The organism is Mumia sp. (genome assembly GCF_028803055.1).
Classification (GTDB): domain Bacteria; phylum Actinomycetota; class Actinomycetes; order Propionibacteriales; family Nocardioidaceae; genus Mumia.
Map to the genome: position 1 here is coordinate 1 of NZ_JARBCJ010000284.1, position 2,695 is coordinate 2,695.

Consider the following 2,695-nt stretch of genomic DNA (forward strand, 5'->3'; position numbering starts at 1 on the left):
GGACCAACGCCGAGATCGCCACGGAGCTCTTCGTCGGCCTGAGCACGGTCAAGACCCACGTCGCCTCGTTGATGACCAAGCTCGGCGCCCGCAACCGCGTCGAGATCGCGATGTGGGCATACGGCACCCGACGCGTGAGAGCCGATTAGCGGTACAGATCGCAGACCGCCAGCTCGGGAACCCCGCTCGGCGACCGAGCTCACTCCCCCGCCGGCACCTGGAAGGCCCGGACCTCGATCCGGCCGCCGAGGGCCTTCGACGCCCGGGCAGCCCAGCCGAGGGCTGCCTCCTCATCGGCGACGTCAATCACCCAGAAGCCCCCGAGGTACTCCGGCGCCTCCACGAACGGGCCGTTGACGGTGCTCAGCGACTCGCCGGTGTTGTCGACCGTGATCGCGCTCGAGGGCGGCATCAGACCACCCGCGAAGACGAAGGCTCCGGTCGACGTCAGCTCCTCGATGATCGCGCCGGTGGCCGCCATGGCCGCCTCGAGTTCAGCCGGGTCCATGGTCTCCATGGTCGGCTCCTCATCGGAGTCGTGCGGGACGGAAAGCAGGAATTGGCTCATGCGGTGTACGACCGTCCTCGACGCGGGGACTCATCGGCCCACGTACCGGCCCAGTCTTAATCATTCAGATTAGGAGTCAAGGCAGCACCCACGCTGACGTGAGCCAGCTGACCACCACGGCCCGTCCGTGGCCGGAAGCCGGACTCGATGTCTCGCAGGCGGGAGACGCGCGCGGTGAGTCGTGCCGGCAGATGGCTACCTACACGGGTTCGAAGGCGCGCAGCTCCTCCGAGCCGCCGTGGACGATCACGCACGTCGACTCCGGGACCTCCCGCTACGCGCCGCGCAGGTCGCCGAGCAGCTCGGAGACCACGAGCCGGGTGTCGTCCGACAGTCCGTGCAGCGCCGCCGCAACCGATCGAACTGACGCCGCACCACACCGGCGAACCCGCCCGGTTCGTCCTCGAGCATCTCGGGAAAGCGGTGCTCCTGCCCCCGCCCGTCGACCGCCACCCAATAGCCCCCGGCCATCCTCCCTTCTTCGGGCGGGATTCCCTTGGAGCGTTCGTCCTGCTCCTGGCTGATGGGAGGAAGCTCCGCGCGGATCGAGCACCACAGGCGCCCTCGGAACAGGACCGTGTGCTCCTCCCACAGCGCAGACCGTGTCGTCGCGAGGTCCTCCGTAGCCTGATCCCACCCGTGCTCGGAGACGTACCGGGCCCACTGGTCACTGGTCACATGGACCCACGTGGTGGGTTCGTCGAGCTGCTCAACCTCGATGGTCCCCGGACCGACCTCCCGCGCCACGACGGCCTCACCACTCAGATCGTCGAGCAGAGCGGCCCACCACTCGTCGCGCGTGGCGCCGTCGATGGCCGGAGGGAGTGTGCCCGCGACATCGGAGTCGCGATCGCGGACAAGACCGTAGATCCTCCCATCGAGCTCCCGGACGAGGTATGGCGCGAACACCGCCGGATCCTCATACCCGGCGTCGCTGCGCCACTGCCGATCGAACAGCACCTGCGACCGCACCTGCAGCGGCCCGTCCGCACCGCTCCCGTTGACCTCAATATCGACGTCGACGTCGTCGAACCCATCCTCGTTGGCGACCACACGGAGGCCCGAAACACGCCATTCGCTGCCGTACCCGGTGAATCGATCGATGCCGATTCCAGGGTCGTTCGCGTCGAAGATCCTCTGCAGCTGCGCCAGATAGGCGTCGTCGTCGATCACGGGGGCAGTCTGCACCCTCGATGTCCACCCGTCCACCATCCGGGTGGCTCGCCCGTTCCTCGAGCGCAGGCACTCGCGGCGCTGGTCAGCCGCCGGGGTCGAGCAGGTGACGGAGGTACCGCTCGGGCGTCTCGAGGTATGCACGCCAGTGGCGTACGAGCTCGAGCTCCTCCCAGCGAGCGTCCCGCAGACCCCAGGGACCGACCTCGATGATCCGCGCGGCGGGAAGCGAGGCGAGGACCGGCGAGTGAGTCGCGCACAGCACCTGTGCGCCCGAGCGCGTGAGGTCGTCGAGGCGCGCCATCAGCCCCAGCGTCGACGCGAAAGACAGCGCGGCCTCCGGCTCGTCGAGCACGTAGAAACCCGTTGAGTTGAAGCGTGCCTCGAGCACCGCGAGGAACGACTCCCCGTGACTCATCGCGTGGAAGTCCGGACCGCTGCCCGGGTTGTCCTCGAGGAACGTGTACCAGCCGTGCATCGTCTCTGCGCGCAGGAAGAAGCCCCACCGCCCTGATCCGATGCCTCGCTGCAGCAACAGCGAGCCGTGCAGATCTGACTCCGTACGGCGCGTCTGGTGATGCCCGTAGGCGGTGCCACCCTCAGGCGACAACCCGTACGCGACGGCGATGGCCTCGACGATCGTCGACTTGCCCGACCCGTTCTCACCCACGAGGAACGTCACGCCGGGTGCGAGGTCAAGGCCCTCGCTGAGAAGCTGCTTCACAGCGGGGATGTCGCCGGCCCAGTCGTCGGGCAGCGGCGCGCCCGGGTTCGCCGATACTCGTACCACCGGCTGCTGGTCGAAGCTCACGCGACCACTGTCGCATCACAGGGCAAAGGCGAGACCGCGCGCGAAGCACCGGAACGGAGACGTGTCGTGCATTCGGGATGGTTACCCCGCCAGGCGGTGCCATCCTCCGTGTACCCCGGCCGACCACGCCTCCCACCCAGGTC

At 68.3% G+C, this 2,695-nt stretch carries 4 protein-coding genes; 1 reads left to right on the forward strand and 3 read right to left on the reverse strand.

Features of this window, described 5'->3' with window-relative positions; translation table 11 throughout:
* Positions 1-149, forward strand: a 149-nt coding sequence (locus tag PV363_RS17070) for a LuxR C-terminal-related transcriptional regulator (RefSeq protein WP_301022988.1), incomplete at its 5' end; no start/stop codon positions are given.
* Positions 150-199: 50 nt separating this feature from the next.
* Here PV363_RS17070 and PV363_RS17075 read toward each other — a convergent pair.
* From PV363_RS17075 to PV363_RS17085, 3 genes are all read right to left on the reverse strand, one after another.
* Positions 200-517 (reverse strand): YciI family protein, encoded by a 318-nt coding sequence (locus tag PV363_RS17075; RefSeq protein ID WP_255559270.1) that lies wholly within the window; start codon positions 515-517, stop codon positions 200-202.
* A gap of 297 nt (positions 518-814) precedes the next feature.
* Positions 815-1,741: a hypothetical protein gene (locus PV363_RS17080; protein WP_301022987.1), complete on the reverse strand. Its 927-nt coding sequence runs from the start codon at positions 1,739-1,741 to the stop codon at positions 815-817.
* Positions 1,742-1,826: 85 nt separating this feature from the next.
* Positions 1,827-2,552 carry an AAA family ATPase gene (locus PV363_RS17085; protein WP_220341094.1) on the reverse strand — a complete coding sequence of 242 codons (726 nt, stop codon included), beginning with the start codon at positions 2,550-2,552 and terminating at the stop codon, positions 1,827-1,829.
* Between the last annotated feature and the right edge of the window lie 143 nt (positions 2,553-2,695).

Coding starts and splice junctions, on each gene's coding strand:
- PV363_RS17075 (WP_255559270.1), bottom strand. CDS start 517: ATGGAGACCATGGACCCGGCTGAACTCGAGGCGGCCATGGCGGCCACC.